This is a genomic window from Ignavibacteriales bacterium, from assembly GCA_026390795.1.
Classification (GTDB): Bacteria; Bacteroidota; Ignavibacteria; order Ignavibacteriales; family Melioribacteraceae; genus Fen-1258.
The window spans coordinates 1583760-1610073 of record JAPLFG010000003.1 but is presented as its reverse complement, the minus strand read 5'-3'; the positions used below and the strand labels follow the sequence as shown (position 1 = coordinate 1610073).

Below are 26314 nucleotides of genomic sequence, written 5' to 3'. Positions count from 1 at the left end.
AGTTTTTAATGATTCAAGAAAATACTTTATCTGACGAGAAAAAAAGTTTATATCGGTGGGCATTGTCGCTGGCAATGTTTACCGTATTCTATAATATTGGAGAGGGATTGATCTCCGTTTATTTTGGGGTTAAAGACGAGACTCTTTCCTTACTCGGATTTGGGATTGATTCGTTTGTTGAAGTTATTTCCGGAATCGGTATTTGGCATATGCTCTCAAGAATTAGAGCACTGGGGTCTGAGCGTGATGATTTTGAAAAAAGAGCGCTAAAAATTACCGGAGCCTCATTCTATACTTTGACAATCGGATTAATAGCATCATCCATTTTAAATGTTATAAATAATCATAAGCCTGAAACAACTTTTTGGGGTGTGGTTATTTCTCTTATTTCTATTGTGGCAATGAGTTTATTAATATACCACAAAATGAAAGTTGGAAAAGCTCTCGGGTCGCGGGCAATTATAGCAGATGCCAACTGTACCAAAACTTGTCTTTATCTTTCTGTAATATTACTCGTTGCAAGTGTTGGATATGAATTAACCGGTTTTGGTGCCTTTGATTCTATTGGGGCATTACTAATTGCTTATTATTCCTTTAAAGAAGGAAGAGAAGCTTTCGAAAAGGCAAGGACAGGAAAAGAATGCGGATGTGAGGGCGGGTCGTGCGAAAATTAAATTTTGGGGCTCGCATATAACGAGCCCCAAAAGAGATCAATCGAATACTTTTTCTAATTCTTCATATTTTGAATGCATCCCATCAACAGCATTTGTAATTTCTTTTTTGTCGTTTGATTTAGCAACAATCTCATTCAGTTTCAGAACAGCATCGTTTAGCTCATTTCTAGCTTTGTCAAATTTTTCTTGTTTTGGTTCCAGGCGTTTAGTCAATTTTGCCGCCATTACATCAACCATTTTATTTTTAAGTGTTGCTGCTGAAGTTTTGATTTTTTCTAATTCAAAATTGGCCGAGTAGTAATGATACATCATATAAAGTTCCTGGTGAAAAGCATCAACTTCTTTTAGAACAGGTTTTACAATTCTAACCAGACCTTCATAATCTGAATGCAATTTTTCCGCTGCGTCCAAAATGGCTTGAGCATTTTCTCTGCCTGCAGCGTCTTTATAAGCGTCAACAGACACACCAAACTTTTTTAATCCTTCATCCCACTTGCTTTTCTTGTCGCGTAGTATTCCCGGCAGTACGGCGGTTTTGACTTTGTCATATGCTTTTTCAACATCTGGTAAAAGTTGTTTTAGTAACTGAACATTTTTTTCCGGCCAGGCGGTATGCCAAATTTGGTAAATCACATCATGGAATTCGGAAAGTTCTTTTACTTCTGAGTTTACTTCGTGTTTCTCTTGCGCAATAAGAGGTATTGATAATACTAATAAAAGAAAAAGAAAAGAGCGGAGTTTCATAGCTGCCTCATTTATTTGTTTTGTGGATTATTCCAAATTGCAATGATTGCTATGACAAAAATAACAAGAAATGAATTACTCTTCCCAATAAATAAAAAAACCGGAGAAAGAACGAATTCCTTTTCCGGTTGTTTTTCTATGAGGAGGTATTATCTAATTTCGAGGTTGATAAACTATTTTTCGAATTGTATCGAATTGCAAATACGGATATTCTTCTCTAAGTACTTCAATTGCATTGCTTGCACTTATTTTTTTTGCTCTCAGATCTTTGAATTTTTTTCTGATCAGATAATCCCGCACAGATTTCTCGTCAATTAATCCTCGGCTTGTAAGGAGGGTGTAAACATCATCATTGATTAATTCCGAGATTGGATTATTACCATCATTACTATTTAGATTTTCCATTGTTCCTCCTGTTGTTATGATGTTGTCTTTATTTTATCAACTAAGGTTGATTCGTTTTTCTCTTTTTCTGATCTGTATTTAATGAAATGAAAGTGGCTTGTAAACAGCACAATTGTGCAGTTTTAACAAGAAAAGAGATAAAAAATGGGATTGACCTACATATTTATGCGGCTGGTTGGTCTATGCTGGATTCTAGATTCTTAATATTGGTTAAAAATAAAAATTTGGTACGTCGGATTACTTAAAATCTTGTAACAAAAAATGAGAATTAAATTTCTAGATAAGTCCTTTGCGGATTGCTTTAGCGACGGCTTCCGATTGTGAATGCACGTGGAGTTTACGATAAATATTTCTAATATGATGGCGGACTGTATCAACGCTTATGAAAAGCCGGTCGGCTATTTCTTGATAATTATTTCCATCTGAAAGAGATGTTAACACTTCTATTTCGCGCGAGGACAAATTTGTTTCTTCTTCATCTGGAGATTTGCCTTGAGTCTGCCGAAAAACATTTATAACCTGCCGGGCAATCAAAGAACTCATTGGAGCGCCTCCTTCGTAAGCATCTTTTATTGCTTCCAGTAATCTGCTTGGCGGAGTTTTCTTTACAAGAAATCCACATGCACCTGCACATAACGCTTTGAATACAGATTGACTGTCCTCATAAATTGTGAGCATAAGAATATTGAGTTCAGGCTTTATTTTTTTTGCTTTTGCAATTCCATCAATTCCGCTCATTCCGGGGAGACCTATATCCATCAAAGCAACATCTATGTCCATTGTGGAAAGTTTTGGGAGAAAAGATTCACAATCACTATAAGAACCAATGCAACTGTAACCGCTTGTGCCGTTAATTAGCGCGGCTAATCCTTCCCGGATTGTATTGTTATCTTCTATGATTGCGACTTTGATCATAATACATTGATTTGTCTTAAGTGTAAAATAACAATTTTTTAGAATATACGGTTAAGATGATTTCGCGGAAACAACAATTCAATAAAAACAATAATTATGAATTCATAAACGAGAGAAATACTTTTTTAATTCCTCCGAGTTTACCAATAAATTTGAGTGATGTCCCTTCTTCGCTCGAATCAATAATCAGTTCGCATCCAATTGAATCAGCACGTTTTCTCATGTTTAATAAGCCGTTGCCTAATTTTGCATTTTCCACATCAAAGCCTAATCCGTCATCTTTTAAAACCATAACTATTGTATCTTTATTAAGATCCGCTTCAAGAACAATTTTTTTACATTTACTGTGTTTTATTGCATTGTTAATTCCCTCTTTAAAAATCAGATACATGTTCTGTTTGTATTCCATCGGTAATTTAAGAGAGCTCAATTTTTCCAGATTGATGGTTCGAAATGAAATTTCGGAAGAATAGAGCAGATCGCTGTATGTATCTTTCAATCTCATAATTAGATGATGAAAAGAGTCGCGTTGCGGATTGACCATCCAGACAATGTCGCTCATGCTGTCGATTAATTGACGAGCTTTCTCGCTTATGGCACTTAAATTTTGTGATGAACCGTCTTCTGCATTATTTATCTTTTGAGATGTCAGTTCACTAAGGATAGAAATTTCAGTTAGACCCGAGCCGACATTGTCATGCAGATCGGCGGCAAGTTTCCCTTTTAGCTTTTCAATTGCAAGCAGACTTCTGAAACGGACTGTACTTAGATAGAAAATTAAAAAAGCGATAAACGAAAGAACAACCGTTATAAACCACCACCTCATCCAAATCGGCGGAAAAATTTTAATAAATATTTTTGCTCCATCATTATTCCATGCACCGTCATTGTTCGAACCACGCACACGGAAGATATATTCTCCGGGTGAAAGATTGGAATAATTAACAATTCTTCTTCGTGAATCTACATAGTGCCAGTCTGAATCTAATCCTTCCAGGGTATAAGCGTATTGATTATCAACCGGATTTGTAAAATCAAGCGCTGCAAATTCAAATGAAAAGAAATTTTGCGAGTAGGAAAGCTCCAAAGAGTCAATTTCTCCCCGAACCGGATTGCTGAAGATTTTTATGTTGCTGATTACAATTGGGGGAGTAAACAAATTATCTTTAACGCTATCCGGATAAAAATAATTAAATCCGTTAATTCCCCCGAAGAACATTTCTCCTTGCTTAGATTTAAAATAGGCTCCGCCGCTGAATTCCGAACTTTGCAAACCATCGTGAAGATCGTATTGAGTAAAGATTTCAGTTGCTATGCTGAACTTGAATAGGCCATCATCAGTACTCATCCAAAGATTATTGCTGTTGTCCTCAAGTATGCCATATACCACCGAACTAATCAGCCGATTTTTTTTGTTGAACCTTTTAAATTTTTCGGTACGTTTATCAAATTTCTGCAGTCCGCCTCCGTATGATCCTATCCATAAATTACTAAAATTGTCTTCGTAAATTGTCATTACACGGTTATCAGCTAAACTTGATTCATCACCAGGAATATTTTTGTAAGAGATGAATTTTTTTGTCTTGGGATCAAATTTATTTAGCCCGCCGCCGAATGTTCCAATCCATAATATTCCATCCCGATCTTCGGTTATGCAATAGACTCTATCGTCATTGAGACTAAATGGATCAGTAACATTGTGAACAAAATTTTCAAACCGGATATTATCAGTTTTTAAATCTTCGGCAACCACCTTGTTCAATCCGCCGCCAAAAGTACCAACCCAAAGATTCTTCTCACGATCTATTAGAATAGCTTGAACTTGATTTGAGCCTCGGTTCGAAGAGTCGTTAGAGCCGAATGTATATCTAGTTGAGCGTCCGGTTGATTTATTAAATTTATTTAATCCGCCGCTGTATGTACCAATCCACAAATATCTATTGCCGTCATCAACAATTGAACGAATGTGATTATCGCTTAATGTGGATTTATTATTCCTATCGGATTTGTAGAATGTAAATTTTCCATTTTTGCGATCATATTTGTTTAATCCCCCTTTATATGTTCCGATCCACACAACGGAATTTTGATCCTCACTGATAGCCCACACCACATCATCATTTAAACCATTGACACCATTTATATCTCTGTTAATTTGTCCAAATTTTATTATGCTCGGTTCAAGGCGGCTAAGACCTTTCCCAAGATTGGTACCGATCCAAAGTGTTCCGGATTTATCAACGAGTAAGGAAAGAATTTCATTTTTTTGAAGCGATGTTGGAATTTTAGGATCGTTTTTATAAACTGTAAATTTTTTATTGTTTAAATCAAAGTGATCCAAACCTCCGCCAATAGTACCAAGCCAAAGTGATCTGTCTGTATTTTGAATTATTGAAGTAACTATATTATTCGATAAACTATTTTTTTGCGGATCATTCATAAATCTTTCGAATCTTGCTTGAGATGCTTCAGCTGATTGAAATTGCATTGTAAGTTTGTTCAATCCCCCGCCATAGGTTCCAATCCATAAATTTCCGTCCACATCTTTAAATAGTGAGATGACTTTGTTATCGCTCAAGCTCCAGAAATTTTTATTGTGCTCATATTTTTGAAACCGTATTTGATTACTTCGCGTAATTAATTTATAAAGCCCACCGCCAAGTGTGCCAACCCATACCGTTCCATCGCTGACGGGAACTATTGCTTTTATTCTATTGGATTGAAGCCCGTCATGCTGATTTTTATCGGAATGAAAATGCTCAAACGTATTTTTAACCGGATCGAATTTTATCAATCCTTTTCCCCATGTTCCTATCCACAACATACTTTTATCGTCTTGCTCAATAACTGTTATTGATTTATTATTATTCCGCGAAAATGGCAGAGGAAAGTCGTAATATTTTTCATCCAGGTCATTTTCTGTTTTTAAATATTCTGTGAAATTATAACGGGTAAATGTTCCATTTTTTCTGTCGTATTTATTTAGAACTCCGCCCACTGTTCCTACCCATATAAAACCATCTTTATCTTCCAGGAGAGATAAAATTCCATTATCGGAAATTGTTGTTGTATCATTTGGATCGTTAGTAAAAACTGTAAAGTTATATCCATCATAACGGTTCAACCCATTGGCCGTTCCAAACCATAAAAATCCTTTACGGTCTTGAAGCATACAAAAAACAGTACTCTGAGAAAGTCCGTCTTCAACTTTAATTTGATTGAATTGATATTCTAGGTGCTGCGTGGTCGATTGACCGCGTAAAACTGTTGAAACTAGCGATAAAATTAAAAGAATTATAAAAGTATTTTTCTGCAAGCCAGGTTTCACATTAATTCTTAATTAAATATTGAGTTTTCAATTCACAATATAAATTGACTACATAAAAATCTACTCAAATAAAAAGCCAAATTCATCTTAATTACATTGATAAATGCCGCGTGATTTGTTCTTCAAGTTCTGTTATATTAGACGTGTTATAAGATTGGATGGAGAATAAATGAAAAATTTGTTTGCCGCAATAGTTACTCTTGCATTGTTTTCTTTTATAGCCGGGTGCGATAAAGGGATCGAGCCTGAGCCCCTAAAATCCGGCGTAACCGGCTTCAGCGGTAAAGTAACGTTTGTTGGCAATTGGCCGGCAGATATTAAACGCACACACGTTGTTCTTTTCAAAAATGTAATTAACACAAGCGCAGATTTTTTTCCGCCCAATCTCGCGTTCGTAATTGATTCTATACCCTATCGATCTACATCGTTCACATATAATTCAGTTGATAATAATTTTATTCCGCTTTTTACTTTGGCGCCCGGTGATTATAATTATCTGGTTGTTGCACAATCTAAGACTGCGGTTCTTTCACTTGATAGAAAAGACTGGTTAATTGTTGGAATTTATAATATCGGCAACGATCCAAATAAACCGAGGACGCTTACAATTTTGGATCGAGAAATTACTTCCGGCGTAGATATTATTGTTGATTTCAACAATCCTCCGCCTCAGCCACCAATGTAAAATATAATTGTATTACGACATGAGAATTTATTTCTCAAAAGAAAAAGGTCTTCAAATGAAAAAAATTTTTATTCTTATTACACTTCTTCCGTTTTTAGTTTCATTTGCTCAATCCGGCAGCATTAAAGGAAAGGTAATTACCAGCGAAAACGAACCGCTGATAAATGCAAATGTGGTAATTATTGGAACTCAACAAGGTGCGGCTACATCACCGGACGGCTTTTTTGAGATTAGTAATGTTCAATTTGGAGAATACTCACTTGAAGTCTCTCTAATTGGATACGGCAAGAAAACCATCTCTTTAGCATTTGATGCAAAAACAAAACCAATCACAATTATTTTAATAGAAGAAGCTATTCAAAGCGAACAAATAATAGTTAGCGCCGGTAAGTATCAGCAAAAGGTTCAGGATCTTTCCGTCAGCACTGCTATTTTAACTCCAGATAATATTTCCAAAAAAAATTACTTGACATTTGATGACGCACTCCGGTTTGTACCCGGTGTACAAATGAATCTTGAACAAGTCAGTATTCGAGGATCTAATGGTTACAGCAAAGGTGTTGGTGCACGCGTCCTAGTTGCAGCAAATGGAATTCCGCTCTATTCAGGCGATACCGGCGATATTGTGTGGGAACTAATTCCGGTCGCAGATATTGAACGTGTTGAAATAATTAAAGGTCCGGCAAGTTCTCTTTATGGCTCTACCGCAATTGGAGGTGTAATAAATATTATAACCAAATCATCTGTAAAAAATCCCGTTACTCATTTCAGTTCGTATATCGGTGCATATGATAAACCCACATATGATATTTGGAAATGGAACAACAATACTAGATATTTTTATGGTGTCGAACTGACTCATTCCAATTCAGTTAATAATTTGAGCTATACTCTTTCTTTGAAAAAATTTGACAATATGGGTTATAGGCAAAACGATTATACAAAACGAAATCTTGGTTATCTAAAATTGAATTATGATTTCACATCTCAGAATCATTTATTGTTTTTTGCGGATTTTCTGAACATGAACCGAGGAAATTTTCTTTATTGGAAAGATTCGCGTAATGCTCTCGTTCCAAAAGATGAAGATAACGGCAATACTGTTAAGTCCAACCGGCTTTTTACCGGGTTAATTTATCATCACACTTTTAACAAAGATATTACTGCAGAATTCAAATCCAGTTTTTATCACACAAAATTTGACGGCTATGGAATAGAATTGACGACTTCAAAAGCCGATCTTTTCCGTAATGAACTGCTCGCAAATATTAATCTGTCAGATTCCTTTGTTCTTACACCGGGTATTGAAACTTCTTATTCCAAAATATCTTCCAATATTTTTAAAAGCCCGGATTTTTTTGGTTTTGGTGCATATACTCAGGGAGTTATAAAAATAAATCCGGATCTTTCTTTGACTCTCGGATTAAGATTTGATTACATGAAACTGGATACACTCAAAAGTGCAAATGCGGTGGCACCAAAAGCTGGACTTAACTACAAACTCACAAAAGATTTTATATTGCGGACATCTCTTGGAACAGGATTCCGGGCACCAACTCCTTCGGAGGTATTCACAACTGCAGCCATCGGTGGAGGCATTGATGTTAAATCCAATCCGGATTTAAAAGCCGAAACAAGTATTTCATTTGAGATTGGAGCTGTTTACAACTATTCTAAAAACCTTCTTTTCGATCTTGCATTCTATCAAAATGAATACAAGGATTTTATTGAACCGGTTTTGACTCAAGAAGCGAAAATTCAATTTACTAATTTGAGCAGAGCAAGAATTCAAGGCGTTGAGTTGAACAGCGATTGGACTCTCATTCCGGGTGAATTAAAATTGAAAGCGGGATACAACTACATGTGGGCGCGCGATCTTGAAAAAAATATAGCAATGAAATATCGTCCTAGAAATTCCGTTTCCGCTCAGTTGCAATACTCTCCATATCCATTTGAATTTGGAATTGACTTTAGATACATGAGTAAAGTTGAAGAGATTGATTTTAATCTTACACAACCTCCAATTGCACTTGTTATAGACGGTGATAAGCGTGTTCCTGTATATGTCACCGACTTAAATATAGGATACAATTTTTTATTTGGAAGCATTCCAGCAAAAATATTTATAAATGCAAAAAATATATTTAACTACAATTGCGTAGAATTCATCGGTAATGTTGCACCGATTAGAAACTATTCATTTAGTTTTGAGATATTTTTTTAAGAAAGATTTAGTATAATTGCTAAATCTAATTAGGGGATTAAAGTGGTAAAAGTTAAAAAAGATATTGAGAAGAACAGGCTATATGTTTTTATAAGCGGAATGCTTTCATTCGACGAAGCTGAAAAAGCGAAAGAATTAATTACAAAAGAGGTGGAACTTCTAAAACCGGGTTTCGATTTGATTAACGATATTTCAAAATTTATACACGGCGCAGATGAAGCCGGCTCGATTTTAAAAGAAATTATGATATTGTTGATACAGAAGAAAGTTAACCGGGTTGTTAGAATAGTTGGTACATCAAAAACGGGACTGATTCAGTTTGCTAATAATTCATTAGCAACAGATGCTTACAAATTATATTACGTTCCAACAATCGAAGAAGCGGAAAAGTTTTTAAATGAATAAAGAAAGCCTATTCTAATATGAAAAAACCCGAAATTATTCTCTCGGAATGGTTACATGCAGTTAATAATGGGGAGATAAAAAATGTTTTAGCTCTATACGACGAGAAAGCATTATTAATTCCGACATTCTCAAATAGAATCTTAAATACTCCGGCAAAAATCCGTAATTATTATGAGCAGCTTCAAACTCGTGAAAAACTTAGCGTTTCACTGCATGAAAATCTCGTTAAATCTCAAAAAATAACTGAAAATGTTTATGCATTATCCGGCATTTACCGTTGGCAATTTACAGTTGAGGGTGAACTTCTCAGTTTTGAAGCCAGATTCAGTTTTGTGCTGGATCTTTCCTTAGCTAATCCAATTCTACACCATCATTCATCACAAATCCCACGAATGCTGTGATTTATTGAAAAATTGATTATTCATGAATTAGTTCGTTGTCAAATTGTCGCCCTTAAATAAAAGCTGCAAGATAGTTCGTGACATTCCACTGTAGACTGATCTCCTTTTTTGAACATTTTTTCCCTTCCATAGTGTTGTAAACTAAAATCAAAAAAACGATGTTCTTTCAGAAAGAATAATTTATTATAGAAAGGATTAAGAGATGAGAAAACTATTCTGGTTTAACTTAGTTACACTCGATGGTTACTTTGAAGGACCAAATAGAGAAATTGATTGGCATAATGTTGACGAGGAGTTCAATGAATTAGCCATCGAACAGCTGAAATCACTTGATCTCCTTTTATTCGGACGGGTAACATATGAATTAATGGCAAGTTACTGGCCGACTGAAACTGCAATGAGGGACGATCCGATAGTTGCAGATAAGATGAATAGTATTTCTAAAATCGTTTTTTCAAAAACTCTGGAAAAAGCCGAATGGGAAAACACAAAACTGATTAGATGGAATGTTGAAGAGGAAATTTCAATATTGAAACAAGAGCCAGGAAAAGATATCGCAATCTTCGGTAGCGCTGAATTAGTATCAACATTTACTCAGAAGAGTTTAATTGATGAATACCGGATTATGGTGAACCCGGTTGTATTGGGTAACGGCAATCCGTTATTTAAAGGATTCAACCAAAAATTTCATTTAAAACTTATTAACAGCAAAACTTTCAATTCCGGAAATGTTTTACTTTACTACAAGCCCTTGTAAAATAGATTTCGCGCTATGGTCAGTGAATTTAAAATGCTTATTAATATTGGGAAATAATTTCGAACAATTATGGCAAAGCCAAAAATGACCTAGTCCGGTGTCAGATAAATTTCGTCTCGCTCACTAAGACAAGTTTCAGTATCTTTTAGATGTAAATAATTTTCGGATAATAAATGAACTCAAAATGGTTTAAGGAATTTCCCGCAGCAATAACCGTATGCGATTTAGATGGAATTGTAACAGAAATGAATGAAAAATCTGCCGAAGTATTTGAGGATGACGGCGGATATGATTTAGTTGGTAAGAATATGTTCGGTTGCCACAGCGATGCATCAAATGAAAAAATCAAAGAAATAATGAATAAACAGAAACCGAATATTTATACTATTGAGAAGAACGGTAAGAAAAAACTTATATATCAATCTCCATGGTTTGAGAACGGCAAGATGAAGGGTCTGGTAGAATTATCTATTGAAATTCCTTTTGAGATGCCTCACTTCATAAGATAGTAATCGGTGCGTCTGTTGTTTGATTATCCGGCATCCTCTTTTTTTTCATCTTCCTTGCGGATTACTTCTACTGTATAATTTGCAGCCATGCCGGCAAGGGCTCCAACTGCAGCAACAATCGGCGCAAAAACTGCTCCTAAAATGCCAATCGTCACCGGGATGTCAATGTAAGTATTCCCTTTTTCATCTTTAACTATTATGCGTGTTACGTTACCTTCGTGAATAAGCTCTTCAATCTTCTGTATCAGTTCATTCCCTTTGACTTTAAACTCGTTCATACATTTTTCCGTTTCGTCTTTAGATGAAGCAGCGCTTTCGTTTGTTCCATTTTTAAAAATTTATTTCTTTGCGAAGAGCATTTTTAATAAGCAAACAAATATAAACTTCCTTGCTTCTTTAGCTTATTATATGCGTTCCCTTTCCAATCTTGCAGACATAAATCAGCGGATTCTTGCCGTATTTCTTCATATAAGCTTTTTCCATAAATAGTTGAAATTTTTTGACCATACTTTTATATACTAAGTTAATTGTGCATCCGCCGAACCCGCCGCCCATCATTCTTGCGCCTATTACCTCGTCGCTGTACAATGCCTCTTCTGCCAAAAAATCCAACTCCTCACAGCTAACTTCGTATTCATCACGCAGACCGCGGTGAGATTCATACATTCGCTGTCCGAACGATTCAAAATTATTTTGTTCCAAATCTTCACATGACTTTGTTACCCGATCATTTTCTTCAATAACATATTTACACCGGCGGAAAACTATATCGTCTATATTTGATTTATGCGAATAAAGAAGATCGAGCGATACATCACGCAAACTTTTTATTTCCGGATTGTATTTTTGTATAATGTTTACCCCGCTTTCGCATTGGGATCGGCGTATGTTATATTCTGATGAAGCAAGCGAATGCGTAACCATCGTGTTGCATAAAACAATTCTTAAATCATTATTCATAAAAGGATAGTATTTATATTCAAGCGAACGGCAATCAATTTTTAGAACTTTTTGCTTCGCTCCAAAAATATTTATGTATTGATCCATAATTCCGCAGTTCACACCAACGAATTCATTTTCTGCTTTCTGTGCTAGTTTTACCAATGATAGTTTATCAATACCGAGATTAAAAATATGGTTTAGTGAAAATGCCAAGCCCGCTTCAAGTGCTGCGGAAGATGATAAACCGGCACCGAGAGGAATATCTCCGCCGAAAACACAATTGAATCCGGTTAACTTTTTTCCGGCTTTATTTAATTGATCGACTACACCCATCAAATAATTCGGCCAAAGTTTTTCAGAAAACTTAAGAGAATCAATCGAAAAGTCGAATCCGTCATTCATATCAACCGCAAAAAGTTTGCATTCTCCATCGTTGCGCGGAGTAATTGCGAAGTAGATTGCTTTATCAATTGCAGCAGGAAGTACAAAACCCGAATTGTAATCAGTATGTTCGCCGATTAAATTAACTCTGCCGGGAGAGCGAACAAGCAAAGGTTCTTCATTAAATAATTCCTTGAATTTTTTTCGAACGATTTCGGTTGGCATTTCAATCCCAGTTTAATTTCAATATCAAATTATTCATTTTTCATAAAACATTCTTTTTCTATTTGCCAAATAGAAAGTAAAAATTCCTTTCTCGCATTGATCATTTGAATCCGTCTGGGCGGAAAAAAAGTGTATAAAAGAATGTATGCTCTCCTTAATACACGTTTATATCAAAAGAAAAAATTAGAGCAAGAATAAATTTGGAAAGTGTTTAAGACTGATGTAAAATCAATATTGGTTCGAAAAAAATTTTTTCTGAAAAGGTTCCGCTATGATTTTTATTATACAGTTTGGTTTCTTGTTTTCCAGTACATAAATCCGCCGAACAAAAACATTATTGCACCCCACCAAATTGCCGGATGTATTTCTGCCAGCACCGTTTTAACTTCCGGAGGATTCAATAATTGATAGATTCCGGATAGAAATATTACAGCACCCATTACCAGCAAGATCAATCCAACAAAAAACCAGATCGGTTTCATTTTAGGTGTAGACATTTTTCAATTTCTCCTTTAAGTCATTACAGCAAAAGTCCAGAATGACAATTTTTTATTACCAAAACAGAATATTTAGAATCACTAAGACGATCAATGAAATTATTGCAACAAATTCCGGACGTTTTATAAACGGCAGATGCTGATCATGCTTTTCATCAGTTAAGCCTTTAACTAAACCAACCAATTCCTCTTTCGGTCTTCTCTTAGTGAAGAGACTAACCAGAATAGTTATTCCAGCACAGATACACCAGGCCCACCATGCTCGCCAGAAATTTGCCGCCATATCGCTTTGAGTTTGGGACATTGTAATTATACTCTCGTGGAACCAATGAAACTTTACCGCCATCCACATAAAAAATGATGACGACATTCCTGCAACCAGTCCCCAGAATGCACCGTTAGGGGTGATCCACCAAACAAACATTCCAAGAAGCATCGTTGCAAAGAGAGGCGCGTTAACCCAAGAAAAAATTGCCTGCATATAATCCATTATACTTGGAAAACTCTTTGCCCAATATGCTGTGCCGAGAGAAATTATTACACCAACTATTGTTGAAGCACGTCCCATCCAAAGTAAATGTGAATCCGAAGCTTTTCTATTCAAAACTGATTTGTAAATATCGTAAGTCCAAACAGTATTGAAAGCGCTGATGTTACCGGCTTGCCCAGCCATGAATCCGGCAAGCAGAGCCGTTACACCTAATCCAACCAAACCGGATGGATAATATCTGGCGATCAAAAGAGGAAGCGCAGAATCATAATTTACTTGTCCGCCATCCTGCAAAAGTTTGAATCCGCTTTTCGGATCTAATGAAAGGGCTATTGCAATCAATCCCGAAACAATTACTAAGAACGGAATTGCCATTTTAAAAAATGATGCGAGAATTGGAGTCATGCGTGCCGACCGTAAATCTTTTGCAGAAAACGCACGCTGGACAACAAGAAAGTCCGTGGTCCAATATCCAAATGACAGAACAAATCCTAATCCCAGAACAATTCCTCCCCAATGAATAAACATTCCGTTCTGCGTTGGATCCGATGCCGTTGACCATAGAGTTGTAAAAGAAACTTGTGAACTATACTCATTAATTCGAGCTATGATTTCTTTCAGACTGCCGATTTCAATTATTCCTAGAAGTGAAACAAGGAACAAACCAAACCAAATCATAAAGAACTGGATAATTTCCGTAAAGATTGCAGACATCAGTCCGCTCAAACCGACATAACCCGCTACGGTAATCGCTGAGACCCACATACTTACATCCCAGTTCCATCCAAGAAAAGTATGAAGCACAAGAGCCATAGCATAAAGATTTATTCCCGAAACAAGTAAAGTCATAATTGCAAAAGCTATTCCATTTAATACGCGTGTTTTTTCATCAAAGCGAAGTTTTAAATAACCTGGAACGGATTTTATTTTGCTGCTGTAGTAAAACGGCATCATATAAATTCCGAGGAAGAGCATTGCTGGAATTGCGCCGATCCAATAAAAGTGAGCAACATACATTCCGTATTTAAATGTATTACCTGTCATCCCAAGAAGTTCGAGTGCGCCAAGATTTGCAGATAAAAATGCGAGTCCGGCAACCCACGAAGAATTTTTTCTGCCGGCAAGAAAGAAATCTTCCTGGCTTGTAGTGAATTTACGAAGATACCACCCTATGCCTAGAACGAAAACAAAATAAATTAGTATAATTATCCAATCAACAAACGTTAAGCCTATTGCTTGCATAGCGTATCCTTATTACTGGAATAATAAAATTGTTTCGTACTTGGGAAATGATTTTCTTCTAGTTCGTCTTACAACTTTTTCTTTTTGCTTGGTTAGAAAGGAGAGGCGGATTTCTGCATTAGGGCCATTAGTTATGACTTCAAGTTCATAACTACGAGCATTATAAAATTGCTTTGGAAAAAGATTAATCTGTTCTTGGGATTCTAGTGTTATTGGCAGCATCTTTCCTAAAAAGAATAATTAGGTTACTGTTAAACTCTGGCAAAATTTATAAAAATTGATTTTCTATTCCTAATAAGAAAATTATTTTCTTAAAAAAATATTTTTAGTAAATAAATTTTATTCGTTGACAATTGTTATTTCATTTCTATTGAAATTTCATGTTTTACAAACTCATTCCCGCTTCCCGAGACATGGATCGATAATTTTTCATTTTCTAATTCAGCTCCTGAAACTGATTTTACTAAATAGCCATTCATAATTCCTAATTCGTAAACTCTTCCGGCTTTTCCTTCACAGTTGACAATAAGTTTCTTTCCTTCCAGCTTTTGTGAAATGATTTTCAGACCTTCATTCGTTTCACCGATAGGAATTGTATGAGATAAGGAATAAATAGCTGTTGCCGGTTTATAATTTATTTTAATCTCATTCTTCCCTTTTGCTTTGAAATTTAATTTAAGCTGATACGCCTGTTCATGTTTTATAAATTCAAACGGAATTGATATTCCATTTAGAAAAACAGAAATAATTTCTGAACCGAGAGGTAAGTCCGGCATAAAGTCAAAATCAATTCCACTCTTTCCGGTATTATCAGCAAATAGTTTCAGGACTCCAGTTTCCATTCTCAACTCGCAACTCACAATTGTTTTTTCAATTATAATATTGCTCACTTTCAAGAATTTCCAATCCGCAGGCAGTTTTGGCGCAAATGTAATTTTATTGTTCAAAGCATCAACCTCAAGTCCTATCAATCCTTGTACCATTGGGAAAAGATAGCCGCTAACGCTAAATCCTTGATTATGATAAGCTTCACCGAGCTTTGTATTTATGTCACCGGAAAAAACTTCCGGTACAATTCCAAGTCCGTAATCAAAAGCATGTTGAGAAGTTTTTTTAACAGTCTCGTATCCTTGCAAATCAAAGTGAGTATAAAATTGTGCCGCACCGATGAAATAAGAAGTGAACGGCCAAATAGTTCCGTAATTATAATTTGTCGGTTCGTACATTGAAGATTTATTTGAAAGATTACGCACTCCCCAATCCGTTACCATATCGCTTTCATTAAATTTTTTGATAGTACTGATTCCGCGTTCTTGATTCATCAGGCCGAAAAGAATTGATGCCGATGAATAAATATTTTTATCGCGGACTTGCTTTCCGTCTTCGGCTGCGCCAAAACTGTAGAATCCTAAATCATCTATCCAAAATATTTTTTCTAACGCTTTCTGTGCTTTAGGAAATAGACTTTCCGTTTCCGTTTCAATCTCTTTATCGCCGGTATACTTTGCCATGAGATTCACTTCTTTGATTCCTTGTGTCCACAAACTTTGCGTGTAATTATCATTGAAGATTTTTACAAGAGAACCAAATTCAAGCACTCCGAGACCAGCACCTTTAAGATCCATCAAACCGTCCCCGTTGCTGTCTTTACTCTTGCACCAGTTGTATGCTTGAACAATTGATTTCCAGCTTTTTTTGATGAACTCAATATCTCCCGTCTTTTTAAAATAATCACCGATCGCAACCAGATACCACGGCGATGTATCGGCGTGATTATACCCGTAATGATAATCGTTCCACCAATCAATAAGTCCATCACTTTGAGAAAGCTCGTGAGACATTTTTCCGATATCAATATTTTTTTCGTCTTTTGATTTTTTTCTAATCGGATAATTTTCTTCCCGTTGCCATTTTTGAGTAAACTCAAGCGCTTCTCGAACTGAGGGGTAGTCGCCATAACTGTTCATCGCAAGAGAATTAATAAATGCGTCGCCACCGAAGTACCACGCGAATCCCGGACGCCCGCCGCCTCCGCTCAATCCATATCCCGCAACTAATCCTTTACCGAGAGTTGGATTATTAACCATCAAATTTCTCAGCGCAACTTTTCCATATTCGAATGCAAGATTTAACTTTTCATCGGGAGTGATAATTTCAACTGTTGAATTCCGTAAGTTTTTATAGTAATCGTAATTTTTGTTATAAAGTGTTTCAACATTTGATAAAAGGTTTTTATAAAGAGTTTTTACTGAATCGTATTTTGTTTTAACCGGACTGCCGGCAATAACAATTGGAATAGAATTATTTTTTGCATCTCCAGGTTTGATCTCAATTTTAAATTGAATCGGATTATCTGCGAACATATGAGCCGGAGGTGCTGCCATCTGCTGCGCTACTGGTGAGCCGCATAAAAATAATCCGCGCTGCTGGGATTCGGAAATCACATAAGCTTTTACATCATCATCCCAATAACTATACTGCCCGCCAATTCCCGCAGGCCATTGCGGCTGCATTACAGGCATGAATCCCGGAACAATTGTAAGCGGGGTTGTTGTATTAACATCCAAAAGTATTATAGCTGCCGGCTGATCGTTTGGTATAAATATTATTTCTTTGACCGTAAATGATTCGTATACATAAGTAAGTGTTGTCGCTTCAGGAGTAACGGAAATGTCACGCAGAATATCTTTTGCGAGAATCGGCTGCGTTGTTGTACCGACAAAAAATTGTATTTCGAAATTACGTAATACTTTCCATGGCCAGATCCACATTTCAAATGAACCGTTTTCAAATCCAAGCAACGCCGCTTTCTGCCCAATCTTATCCATATACTGATTCGGCTGAGCAAGACGTGTAAGTAAAAGATTGTTTTTTTTCAGTTCGAATTTATTAATTAATCCGTTTTGTGCAGAAATATTTAGCGTTACGATAAAAGTAAATACTAGAAAAAGTTTTATTCGTTTCATTGTACTATCGCTCAATTGTTTAAAAATTTATTAATGGGACAGATTTACCAACCGCAAATAATTTTTTTATAATAATTATGATTTTTCACTATCAATCTTAAACAATCATAATAATCAGCGTTCTATTTCTTCTTGTATTTTTCGATCAACACTTTCGCCATAATAGAATCCCAAATATAATTGGGAGGCGAGTTGAGTACTTCATTATCCGGACTGTATGATTCCCAAAAACTATGGTTCTTTTTAAGTTGAGTTGAAACAGCTAGCATCATCTTATCGGCAAGCTCAGACGCAATTTTATTGTATCCATAATTTTTTAATCCGTCAAGAACCATATAATCCCACAAAAGCCAGACGGGTCCGTTCCACTTGCAGCAATAATCTACATATGGCGAAAACCATTTATCATCGGCAGCGAGAGTGGGCACTCCATATTTTCTCCAAAATTTTTTCGGATCCAAAAGATGTTTTACAAGATAGCCCGCTCTCTCCTTCGGTGCAACTTCAGCCCACAGCGCCAAAAATCCTATTATCTCCATCCTCCGAAGATCGCGTGTTAGATATTTGAATGAGTGATCTTTTCTATTTATTGAATAATAAAACTTGCTGCTGTCATCCCACATTTTTTCATTTACTATTTTGGAAGTTGCGTCTGCCATTTTTTCCCACGCGAGTGATCCGCTTTTCATACCGAGTTCTTTCGCAATTTCAGAGAGCGACCGCATCTCTTTGATCATCATTAAAGTAAGATCAACACAATCAAGTTCATCTGAAATATCTTCCTTGTCAACATCAAGATGCCTATCAGCGCTTACCTGAAAAACAGCATTGTACCAATCGCGGACATTTTCAATTATTCCGTACGGTCCCCATTCATACAAACCGTCTTTATCAACATCGCGGCTTTGAATCAGCCAGTTCATGTATTTTGTTCCGCTCTGATATGCATCGACAAGAAAATTTTTGTCTTTGCTGACTTTATAAACTTCCCAATTGATCCAGCTGAAAAACGGTGCGGAGGTTGTTGACATTTCTTTGTTTAATTCTTTGCTGAAGTGAGGATAATCTTGCAAACCGCGCGGTCCGTGCCGATATGCGATAAGTCCGTCACTACGCTGCTGTTCCATATATATGCGTTGCGAGCCTTCTGCCGAGAGCGGGTCGAGATAGGCATACGCAAGCATACTTAATGATTCATGTAAAACCTGATGACCGTGTCCCCATCCCCATAACGGCTGTCGTGAGAAAACATAAAAATTGTAATTCGTTTTTTCTGTCGGCGGATAGAAAGATCCGCGCGCAAGATTGAAAGAACCTAGATAAACTAGTTTTTCATCTTGAGTTTTAAATTTTATTCGCGGGATTCTTGAGAACAATTTCACATTTGCATCAACGTATTTCTGAAGAGGCTCTGTTTTTAATTTTTCTATCTCAGTTATCAGCTTTTGCAAATCTTCTTTTTGATCCTGCCATCCCCGGAAATAACGCACATTTGTTTCTTCACCCGGTTTCAAAGAAAATTTACCGTGAAGTGAAATAAAATTCACGAGTCCGTTTGTTTTGTGATTCAGCGAATCATTCCTATTCTCAGCATAAAAATCAGTTTTGATCGTTATGTAAAAATCTTCAAGCGACTTATGGTACCCGCCGAATGAATACGGGATAAAGTCTGAAGTGAAGTAATCGAGCGTTTCTGTTGGATAAGGTTGGTTCTTATACAACGAACTTATCAATCTATATTTCGATTCATGATGTTCCGTGATGTATCCGTTATTTTTCTTATCGTATTCTTTAATAAGAAGAGAATCATTGCCTAGTTCGAGAACCGGGTAAAGTTCGATATTATGATTTATGTTGTCTATGTTTTTAATTTGCAAATTGACAAGCGCAATAGAAGAACTGTAAACGAAAAATGTCTCTTGTACTTTTATTCCTTTGAAAGGCGAATATTCCATTATCATCATATCCGGGAATGATGAAGTAACAACCGGCTTCTCGTAAAACTCTCCGGTATTCATTATAACAACTTGATCAACTTTCCATATACAATAAAATTTTCCAGCTTGATCTCCCGAATAACTTATTGGAGAATGTTCCGAATAGTAATCCATCTTATAACCTTTATCGCCATATAATCTGGACCGTTCCATTGCGGCTGTATATGTTGTGAAGAGCGGGTCATTCTGCTTTGACTTGAAAGTAAGATAGGAATCCGAAACTTTCAGTTCTTGCGCAAACAATTGAGATGTCAACAGAAGTAATATTAATATTCTTTTCATGTCTGTCTCTTTAATTAAAAACGATTTAATCTGTGTAAATCAGTGTTATCTGTGTTCTATTCAATTATTAGTTTTATTTCCTTACAATCCGAAGTTCTTGAAGAAGAGCCAACAGACAGATGATATTCCCCTTTGTCAACCACAAATCCTTTTTCTCTGAATTGCTCCAGAGTTTGAGAATTGATTTTAAACTCAACTGTTTTTGTTTGATTCGGTTTCAACGAGATGCGTTCAAAACCTTTAAGAGATTTAATAGCACCGAATGAATTAAAAATATTTCCGTAATTATAAAGCTGGACAACTTCCTCACCGGAGACTTTTCCAGTATTCCTCACTTCAATAAATAAATTTACAGAGTCGCCCACACAGATTTTGTCTTTGCTTAAACGCAAATTGCTGTATTCAAATGTAGTATAGCTCAATCCATATCCAAACGGATATAAAACTTCTCCGTCAAAATATCTGTATGTTCTGCCATGGGATTTACCTAAAACGCTTATTGCATTATCCCCGCTCACATAAGTATGATTTCTGCTGCTCATATTATAATCTTTGAAATCCGGCAGCTGGTCAACAGATTTATAAAACGTCACCGGCAATCTACCGGCAGGATTATAATCACCGAACAAGACATCTGCAATTGCGCTTCCCGCGGCTTGACCGCCGTACCATGCTTCAACTATTGCCGGAATATTTTTATCAGCCCAATTGATCGAAAGAGCGCTTCCATTAATAAGCACAAGCACAACCGGTTTTCCCAATTTATAAACTTTTTCTAATAATTTTTCTTGAGTCTCCGGCAGATCAAGACTTGTTCTATCGCCGCCTTTAAATCCTTTTACATCAATATTCAGTTCTTCTCCTTCAAGACGCGGTGAAAGCCCCAAAAACATTACGGCCAAATCGCTTTTCTTCACTGCTTCGATCGCGCGCGCTTCGGCATTGTCATCCGGCACAGACCAAATAAACTGCATCTGCGCATATCGAGTATGCGCAAAAAATTCAATTTTGATTTTATATAATTTGCCCGAATCAAGTTTAACATCTTTATATATTTTATTGGGGTGATGTTCACCATTATATTTTACAAGTAATGTATCGTCCAGATAAATATTGAACCCGTTAAAACCATAACCTCCGATTTGATAAGTGCCGGATTTTTTAGGTGCGATAAATCCGGTCCACCGCACGCTTTTATTTCCTCTATAAAAATTGTCTTTAGAACTTTGAAGCCATTTGAAATCAATCGTCTTATCGACTCTAATTTTAGCCGGTTTTCCTTTCCATTCCGGATTGTCAAAATATTCTCCGATTAATCCGTTTTGTTTTTTATCCGGTGACGTAAAAAGAAAATCTGTCGGGATGATTTCCAAGTACGGAATTCCATTGGCAATGTTGTATCCTCTTTCAAAAATAATTTTGGAATTTTTTCCAACTTTCTGAATAATTCCGTTCAGAGGAGTGATGGGGTTTGAAGGCATTCCGTTATAATTGCCAAGAAGAATCTCTTCATCGTTCGCATTTGGTCCAATGACAGCAATCGTCCTAATATTTTTTTTGAGAGGAAGAAGATTATTTTCATTCTTCAATAAGACTATAGACTTTTTGGCTGCATCATCTGCAAGTAGTTGATTGTTCTTCGAATCAACAACATCCATCTTTAATTTTGAATATGGAACCATTGACGGCGGATCGAACATTCCAAGTCTTAAACGAGCTTCCATCAATCTCTTCAACGAGAGATTAATTTCTTCTTCTTTTATCAATCCTTTTTGAATTGCATCATTCAATGCCGGATAAGAATTTCCACATTCAAGATCGGTTCCGGCTTTCACGGAAACAGCGGATGCTTCGGTTACGTCTTTAGTCTGTTTGTGAAATTCATAAATATCGGAGATTGCCCAGCAGTCTGATACTACGTAACCTTTGAAACCCCATTCTTCGCGGAGAATTTTTTCGAGCAATGGATCGTTGCTGCAGCACGCTTTTCCTCTTAAACTATTATATGCGCACATCAACGATTGAACATGTCCATCTTGTACACTCATCTTAAATGCCGGCAGATATGTTTCGCGCAAATCGTATTCACTGGGATTCACATCAATCGAATGACGATCCGGTTCCGGACCGCTGTGAACGGCAAAATGTTTTGCGGTTGCAACTACTTTCAAATATTTCGGATCATTTCCTTGCAAACCTTTTATAAACTGAACAGCCATTTGTCCGGTGAGGTACGGATCCTCTCCATATGTTTCCATTCCGCGTCCCCACCTTGGATCGCGGAAGATGTTGATATTAGGTGACCAGAAAGTCAGCCCTTGATAGAGACCTCTTTCCCCGTGCTGAACGGCATAATTATATTTTGCACGGGCTTCATCCGAAATAGCACCGGCAACTTTGTACATAAAAATTTTATCCCACATCGCAGCCAAACCGATGGCCTGAGGAAATACAGTTGCTAATCCGTTACGGGCAACTCCGTGAAGACATTCGTTCCACCAATTATATTTTGGAATGCCTAGACGGTCGATTGCCGGTGCATCATAACTCATTTGCGAAATTTTTTCTTTAAGCGTCATCCGGGAAACAAGATCTGCCGCACGTTTTTCTATAGATAATTTTGTGTCATGAAATGGAAAATCATTTTTCTGCTGCGCGAATAACGATGCGAACATGAATAAAAGGACAATCATTTTTTTCACTACTGCCTCCTTAATAGAACACAGATTGCACAGATTTAACTGATGTACGCGGATAATTCTTCTTTATTATCGATCAATTTTTAATTTCACAATTTTGTTCAAATATTTGGATTCGCTTTTTTCAAACTCAACTGCAATTGTGTAAACCGTTTTATCAGAAGAAATAATTTTCCCGTTTTCAACATTAGTAATTTTATTCTCCGAACAGTAAACTTTCATTACATTCGTGCTGCCGCTCTTTCCCTGAACTTCTACAGAATAAATATTTCCGTCAAGTTTGTCCGTTAGGATTCTAAATCCTTTTGAGAGATCGTTTGGTTTGGGAAGAACTATATCGGGTAAAACCGATATTTCACCGGAATGTTCAAGTACTATTTTGGAAGATTTATTAAGCGAGAATGTTAGATGAACTACCCCGTCTTTCAAAGGCATTATAGAAAATGATTTACTTACAACTAAGTGTGATAATAGTTTTGTTCCCGGAGGAAATGACGCGTTGAATTCAACTGTAAGCGGCTCGGTTGAATTGGTTGAAAAGTTATAAATTGTTTTCCCGTTTTCCCGTTTCATTTCAAAGTTTACAAGCGCTTTCCCAATTTTAATGCGCTCAACTTTAGCTGAATCCCAGTTTGCGAGAAAACGTGGTGAAAGTTTTAAAATACTTTTTTGAGCATCCACCTCTAATCCGAGCATTCCTTCAATTGCCGGCTGGAGAACCATTGTTTCACTCCAAGCTTGATGTGAACAAACTCCGGACGGTTTATACTCCGAGCCATTCAGAACTTCTTCGACAAAACCGAGCTGCCAGTTTTTGTAAACGAGCAGATTATTCATTACGTGAGTAAATCCTTGAACTGAATTCCCGTTTTTATATTCGGCAAGCGCGGACCAGCCGGTGAATAGAGGCCAGACACTTCCGGTATGATAACCGCGCGGATTGAAGATTGGACTGTCTTCACGAAGAATCCTAACTCCCCAATCCGATGAAAAATAATTTTCGGCAAACGCATTCACCACTTTTTTAGCTTTGATGTTATCGAGCATATCAAAATAAACCGGCACAGCCGTTAACACAGTTTTTTCGGAATTGAATTTTCCGTCTTTCATTTTAGAAAAACTCAGAAAATCATTTTCTTTGTTCCAGAATTGATCATTAATTATTTTTTTAACAGTGCGTGATTCTTCATCATACATTTTACTCTCTATATTCAAGCCGATTGCTTTAGCCATTCTGCCTGCTTCATTAAGAGCTTCCGACCAGCATGCTGCGAGATAAACTTCCGTGTGCGCGGTATAAAGCCCGCCGCCTTCAACCCAGCCATGACCAACATTCGTATTTTCAATTAAATGATCTTTATCGGTATCGGTTGAATAACAGAAATCAATTGCTTTTTTTATGTGCGTCCAATTCTGTTTAATAAATTCTACATTGCCGGTATGCTGCAGATATTTTCCCGCAAGAATTATATAAAGCGGAGTCGCATCCGAAGCATCATAATGAACGGCACCGGAAGTAGTAAGTTCGTGAAATATTTTCCCATTTAAGTCTTGATACTTATTGAAGAACTCGAGAACCGACTTAACTTTTTCGAAATCTCCGTAATCGAGCAGAGCAAAACTGCTCCAGACACCATCACGACCAAAGTACCATGCATATCCCGGTCGCCCGTTAATTTTTTGTCCGCCGTCCCATCCCTTGGCTGTTGTAGAATATCCGGCAACCAGAGATTTACCAATTCCAGGAGTGTTCACAAAGAATCGATCCGTTCCAACAAGTGCCCATCTATATCCTTCATTGAAATCTTTATCCGGAGTTGTAATCATTAATGAGTTATCTAAAAATTTCTGTGAGTAATCATTCGCTGATTTAAAAACTTTTCCCGGATTGGAAATTGCCGAGCGGTATTCTTTAATAGTTTTTTGAACTCCTTCATTAGAAGAAGAGATTACAATATCAAGATTGTCATCAGGCTCAAGATTAAATTGAGAGTAAGCGGCAATTTGAGAATTCTCAGTTGAGATTCCATTAAAATGAGAATCGAAATTCTCAAAATGTCCAATGTTTTTATCAACCGGTTTTTTATCGGCACCGACAATACTAACAAAATCTCCGCTCTCATCTTTTACAACAAATGCGTTGAGCTCGTCATTCCAACTATAATAGATAGAGCCGGTAGTCTTTTCAGAATACGGCCACATGAAACGTAAGTTACTTTTGAATCTCACAACCAATTTCAAAGGAACAGTTCCTCTTAATTCATAATGAACAATTGCCGTTGGTTTGTTAATTGATGTTATGATTATCTCTGTGAGAGTTGCATTAGCTAATTTATAATTGCGTGTAAAAGATTCCGGACGTACTTCAACTTTAGCTTGAAAATTTTTCAACCAGGAAACGGAATCGCCTTTAACTATTCCAATTTCATAATCCCGCAATGCCATGAACGGATGTGCCCAGATTTCATCAATACCCGCTTTCTCTTTCCCCATTAAAAGCATCCGCTGTCCCGCAACATTCCAATAATTATCTGTAGCAGTTTCATTAATAAGTTTTAATGAGTTTGGGTCCATTTTCCATTCCGCAGCTTTTAATGAAGCGACCACTATGGGTTTACCGGTTTTCATTTTCGTTAGCAGAACTTGAGACGGCTTATAATTCCAATAATGTTCTGTTTCCTTAGCATGTTTTCCGGCAAGATAGTTCATGCAGTTTTTGGTAAATAATTCCAAGTGATCTCTGCTGTTATTTTTTATTGCAAAATATGTGTAAGCGCCAACCGCAAGAATTTTTCCTTTTCCAAATTTATATTCAACAACAAGGCGGGAATCTTCTTTCATGGTAATGTATGCCCAATCAACAGCAACCACTTTTCCGTTTTGCGGGATTGATTCATCGAAGAATCCAATCTGCCTTGTTTTCATATCTAATGTTGGATTAAAAATATAAGCACCGCCGTTCAGGCTATTGAATATTGGGTGAGAACGGAACGAATGCAATCCCAGCTTCCGTCCGTAGCCGTCATCAATTGCTTCAACATATTTTACAGTCGGCACGACTTTTTCTAAACCAAGAGCGTTCAGATATTTCATCGCATCGAGAGTTAAAAATAAATTGCCGCCGTTTTTAATATAGTTTTTTAGAGAACTGATAAAACGAACATCTGTTTCTTTTTTTGTTAATTCGGTTGAATCGGGGTGGTGAATCCAAATAATTTTATAATTGTGAATTGAGAATTGAGAATTGAGAATTTGATTTGTGTTAACTAATTCTGTTTTAAAAGCTTTATCATTTTTCAGAAATTCATATGCGGCTTTTACTTCATGGCTGTATTCAATGGCGTTATTAAAATTTACAAATCCGACTTTTATTTGTGCGGATAAAATTATTGATGTAAGAAAAAGAATAAGCAGGAGTTTGATGCGCATAAGTTTACTCCGAGTATTTGAAATGACTATTTGAAAATTGGTAAACTTGGGGAGAAATTCCAAAAGAAAAGAAGTTTGCTGTTTTATTACAAAAGACCACTCGGTCATTTCGAGCGA

19 protein-coding genes are annotated in these 26314 nt (G+C 36.6%); 7 read left to right on the top strand and 12 right to left on the bottom strand.

The window, feature by feature from the left end:
- Positions 1-8 precede the first annotated feature (8 nt).
- Positions 9-674, top strand: a complete 666-nt coding sequence (locus NTX65_10700) for a cation transporter (protein MCX6169801.1) — start codon at positions 9-11, stop codon at positions 672-674.
- 36 nt (positions 675-710) lie between these two features.
- Here NTX65_10700 and NTX65_10695 read toward each other — a convergent pair whose 3' ends face one another.
- From NTX65_10695 to NTX65_10680, 4 genes are all read right to left on the bottom strand, one after another.
- Positions 711-1418, bottom strand: a complete 708-nt coding sequence (locus tag NTX65_10695; protein ID MCX6169800.1) for a hypothetical protein — start codon at positions 1416-1418, stop codon at positions 711-713.
- Between the two features lie 153 nt (positions 1419-1571).
- Positions 1572-1823 carry a hypothetical protein gene (locus tag NTX65_10690; protein MCX6169799.1) on the bottom strand — a complete coding sequence of 84 codons (252 nt, stop codon included), beginning with the start codon at positions 1821-1823 and terminating at the stop codon, positions 1572-1574.
- A gap of 276 nt (positions 1824-2099) precedes the next feature.
- Positions 2100-2738, bottom strand: a complete 639-nt coding sequence (locus tag NTX65_10685; protein MCX6169798.1) for a response regulator transcription factor — start codon at positions 2736-2738, stop codon at positions 2100-2102.
- A gap of 94 nt (positions 2739-2832) precedes the next feature.
- Entirely contained in the window at positions 2833-6066 is a 3234-nt protein-coding gene (locus tag NTX65_10680) for a triple tyrosine motif-containing protein (protein ID MCX6169797.1), read from the bottom strand.
- Positions 6067-6235: 169 nt separating this feature from the next.
- On the opposite strand from NTX65_10680, the gene NTX65_10675 reads away from it, so the two are divergent.
- The 6 genes from NTX65_10675 to NTX65_10650 all read left to right on the top strand — a co-directional run bounded on the left by NTX65_10675 (position 6236) and on the right by NTX65_10650 (position 11047).
- Complete coding sequence (locus tag NTX65_10675; GenBank protein ID MCX6169796.1) at positions 6236-6751, top strand: hypothetical protein; 516 nt, start codon at positions 6236-6238, stop codon at positions 6749-6751.
- Positions 6752-6806: 55 nt separating this feature from the next.
- On the top strand, positions 6807-8975 hold the full coding sequence (locus tag NTX65_10670; protein MCX6169795.1) for a TonB-dependent receptor: 2169 nt from the start codon (positions 6807-6809) through the stop codon (positions 8973-8975).
- A 42-nt stretch (positions 8976-9017) separates the two neighbouring features.
- Positions 9018-9380 carry a hypothetical protein gene (locus tag NTX65_10665; GenBank protein ID MCX6169794.1) on the top strand — a complete coding sequence of 121 codons (363 nt, stop codon included), beginning with the start codon at positions 9018-9020 and terminating at the stop codon, positions 9378-9380.
- 17 nt (positions 9381-9397) lie between these two features.
- Positions 9398-9781 carry a DUF4440 domain-containing protein gene (locus NTX65_10660; GenBank protein ID MCX6169793.1) on the top strand — a complete coding sequence of 128 codons (384 nt, stop codon included), beginning with the start codon at positions 9398-9400 and terminating at the stop codon, positions 9779-9781.
- A 202-nt stretch (positions 9782-9983) separates the two neighbouring features.
- On the top strand, positions 9984-10538 hold the full coding sequence (locus NTX65_10655) for a dihydrofolate reductase family protein (protein MCX6169792.1): 555 nt from the start codon (positions 9984-9986) through the stop codon (positions 10536-10538).
- Positions 10539-10711: 173 nt separating this feature from the next.
- Entirely contained in the window at positions 10712-11047 is a 336-nt protein-coding gene (locus NTX65_10650) for a hypothetical protein (GenBank protein ID MCX6169791.1), read from the top strand.
- A 23-nt stretch (positions 11048-11070) separates the two neighbouring features.
- Here the strand turns inward: NTX65_10650 and NTX65_10645 are convergent, their stop codons facing one another.
- From NTX65_10645 to NTX65_10610, 8 genes are all read right to left on the bottom strand, one after another.
- Positions 11071-11325 carry a DUF4342 domain-containing protein gene (locus tag NTX65_10645; protein ID MCX6169790.1) on the bottom strand — a complete coding sequence of 85 codons (255 nt, stop codon included), beginning with the start codon at positions 11323-11325 and terminating at the stop codon, positions 11071-11073.
- 118 nt (positions 11326-11443) lie between these two features.
- Positions 11444-12595: a galactokinase gene (locus NTX65_10640; GenBank protein MCX6169789.1), complete on the bottom strand. Its 1152-nt coding sequence runs from the start codon at positions 12593-12595 to the stop codon at positions 11444-11446.
- A 281-nt stretch (positions 12596-12876) separates the two neighbouring features.
- Positions 12877-13092, bottom strand: coding sequence for a hypothetical protein (locus NTX65_10635; GenBank protein MCX6169788.1), 216 nt, complete (start codon positions 13090-13092; stop codon positions 12877-12879).
- Positions 13093-13147: 55 nt separating this feature from the next.
- The gene (locus NTX65_10630; protein ID MCX6169787.1) at positions 13148-14824 is read right to left on the bottom strand and encodes a sodium:solute symporter family protein; all 1677 of its coding nucleotides are present in this window, start codon (positions 14822-14824) and stop codon (positions 13148-13150) included.
- 356 nt (positions 14825-15180) lie between these two features.
- Positions 15181-17790 (bottom strand): hypothetical protein, encoded by a 2610-nt coding sequence (locus NTX65_10625; protein MCX6169786.1) that lies wholly within the window; start codon positions 17788-17790, stop codon positions 15181-15183.
- A 122-nt stretch (positions 17791-17912) separates the two neighbouring features.
- Entirely contained in the window at positions 17913-20069 is a 2157-nt protein-coding gene (locus tag NTX65_10620) for a trehalase family glycosidase (GenBank protein MCX6169785.1), read from the bottom strand.
- A gap of 56 nt (positions 20070-20125) precedes the next feature.
- Entirely contained in the window at positions 20126-22762 is a 2637-nt protein-coding gene (locus NTX65_10615; GenBank protein ID MCX6169784.1) for a glycoside hydrolase family 3 C-terminal domain-containing protein, read from the bottom strand.
- A 75-nt stretch (positions 22763-22837) separates the two neighbouring features.
- Positions 22838-26197 (bottom strand): GH116 family glycosyl hydrolase, encoded by a 3360-nt coding sequence (locus tag NTX65_10610; protein MCX6169783.1) that lies wholly within the window; start codon positions 26195-26197, stop codon positions 22838-22840.
- Between the last annotated feature and the right edge of the window lie 117 nt (positions 26198-26314).

Bases quoted from the DNA above. Each gene is read 5' to 3' on its own strand.
- NTX65_10685 (MCX6169798.1), bottom strand. From the start codon at position 2,738: ATGATCAAAGTCGCAATCATAGAAGATAACAATACAATCCGGGAAGGA.
- NTX65_10645 (MCX6169790.1), bottom strand. From the start codon at position 11,325: ATGAACGAGTTTAAAGTCAAAGGGAATGAACTGATACAGAAGATTGAA.
- NTX65_10675 (MCX6169796.1), top strand. From the start codon at position 6,236: ATGAAAAATTTGTTTGCCGCAATAGTTACTCTTGCATTGTTTTCTTTT.
- NTX65_10625 (MCX6169786.1), bottom strand. From the start codon at position 17,790: ATGAAACGAATAAAACTTTTTCTAGTATTTACTTTTATCGTAACGCTA.
- NTX65_10670 (MCX6169795.1), top strand. From the start codon at position 6,807: ATGAAAAAAATTTTTATTCTTATTACACTTCTTCCGTTTTTAGTTTCA.
- NTX65_10650 (MCX6169791.1), top strand. From the start codon at position 10,712: ATGAACTCAAAATGGTTTAAGGAATTTCCCGCAGCAATAACCGTATGC.
- NTX65_10640 (MCX6169789.1), bottom strand. From the start codon at position 12,595: ATGCCAACCGAAATCGTTCGAAAAAAATTCAAGGAATTATTTAATGAA.
- NTX65_10615 (MCX6169784.1), bottom strand. From the start codon at position 22,762: ATGATTGTCCTTTTATTCATGTTCGCATCGTTATTCGCGCAGCAGAAA.
- NTX65_10655 (MCX6169792.1), top strand. From the start codon at position 9,984: ATGAGAAAACTATTCTGGTTTAACTTAGTTACACTCGATGGTTACTTT.
- NTX65_10620 (MCX6169785.1), bottom strand. From the start codon at position 20,069: ATGAAAAGAATATTAATATTACTTCTGTTGACATCTCAATTGTTTGCG.
- NTX65_10700 (MCX6169801.1), top strand. From the start codon at position 9: ATGATTCAAGAAAATACTTTATCTGACGAGAAAAAAAGTTTATATCGG.
- NTX65_10690 (MCX6169799.1), bottom strand. From the start codon at position 1,823: ATGGAAAATCTAAATAGTAATGATGGTAATAATCCAATCTCGGAATTA.
- NTX65_10695 (MCX6169800.1), bottom strand. From the start codon at position 1,418: ATGAAACTCCGCTCTTTTCTTTTTCTTTTATTAGTATTATCAATACCT.
- NTX65_10630 (MCX6169787.1), bottom strand. From the start codon at position 14,824: ATGCAAGCAATAGGCTTAACGTTTGTTGATTGGATAATTATACTAATT.
- NTX65_10660 (MCX6169793.1), top strand. From the start codon at position 9,398: ATGAAAAAACCCGAAATTATTCTCTCGGAATGGTTACATGCAGTTAAT.
- NTX65_10610 (MCX6169783.1), bottom strand. From the start codon at position 26,197: ATGCGCATCAAACTCCTGCTTATTCTTTTTCTTACATCAATAATTTTA.
- NTX65_10635 (MCX6169788.1), bottom strand. From the start codon at position 13,092: ATGTCTACACCTAAAATGAAACCGATCTGGTTTTTTGTTGGATTGATC.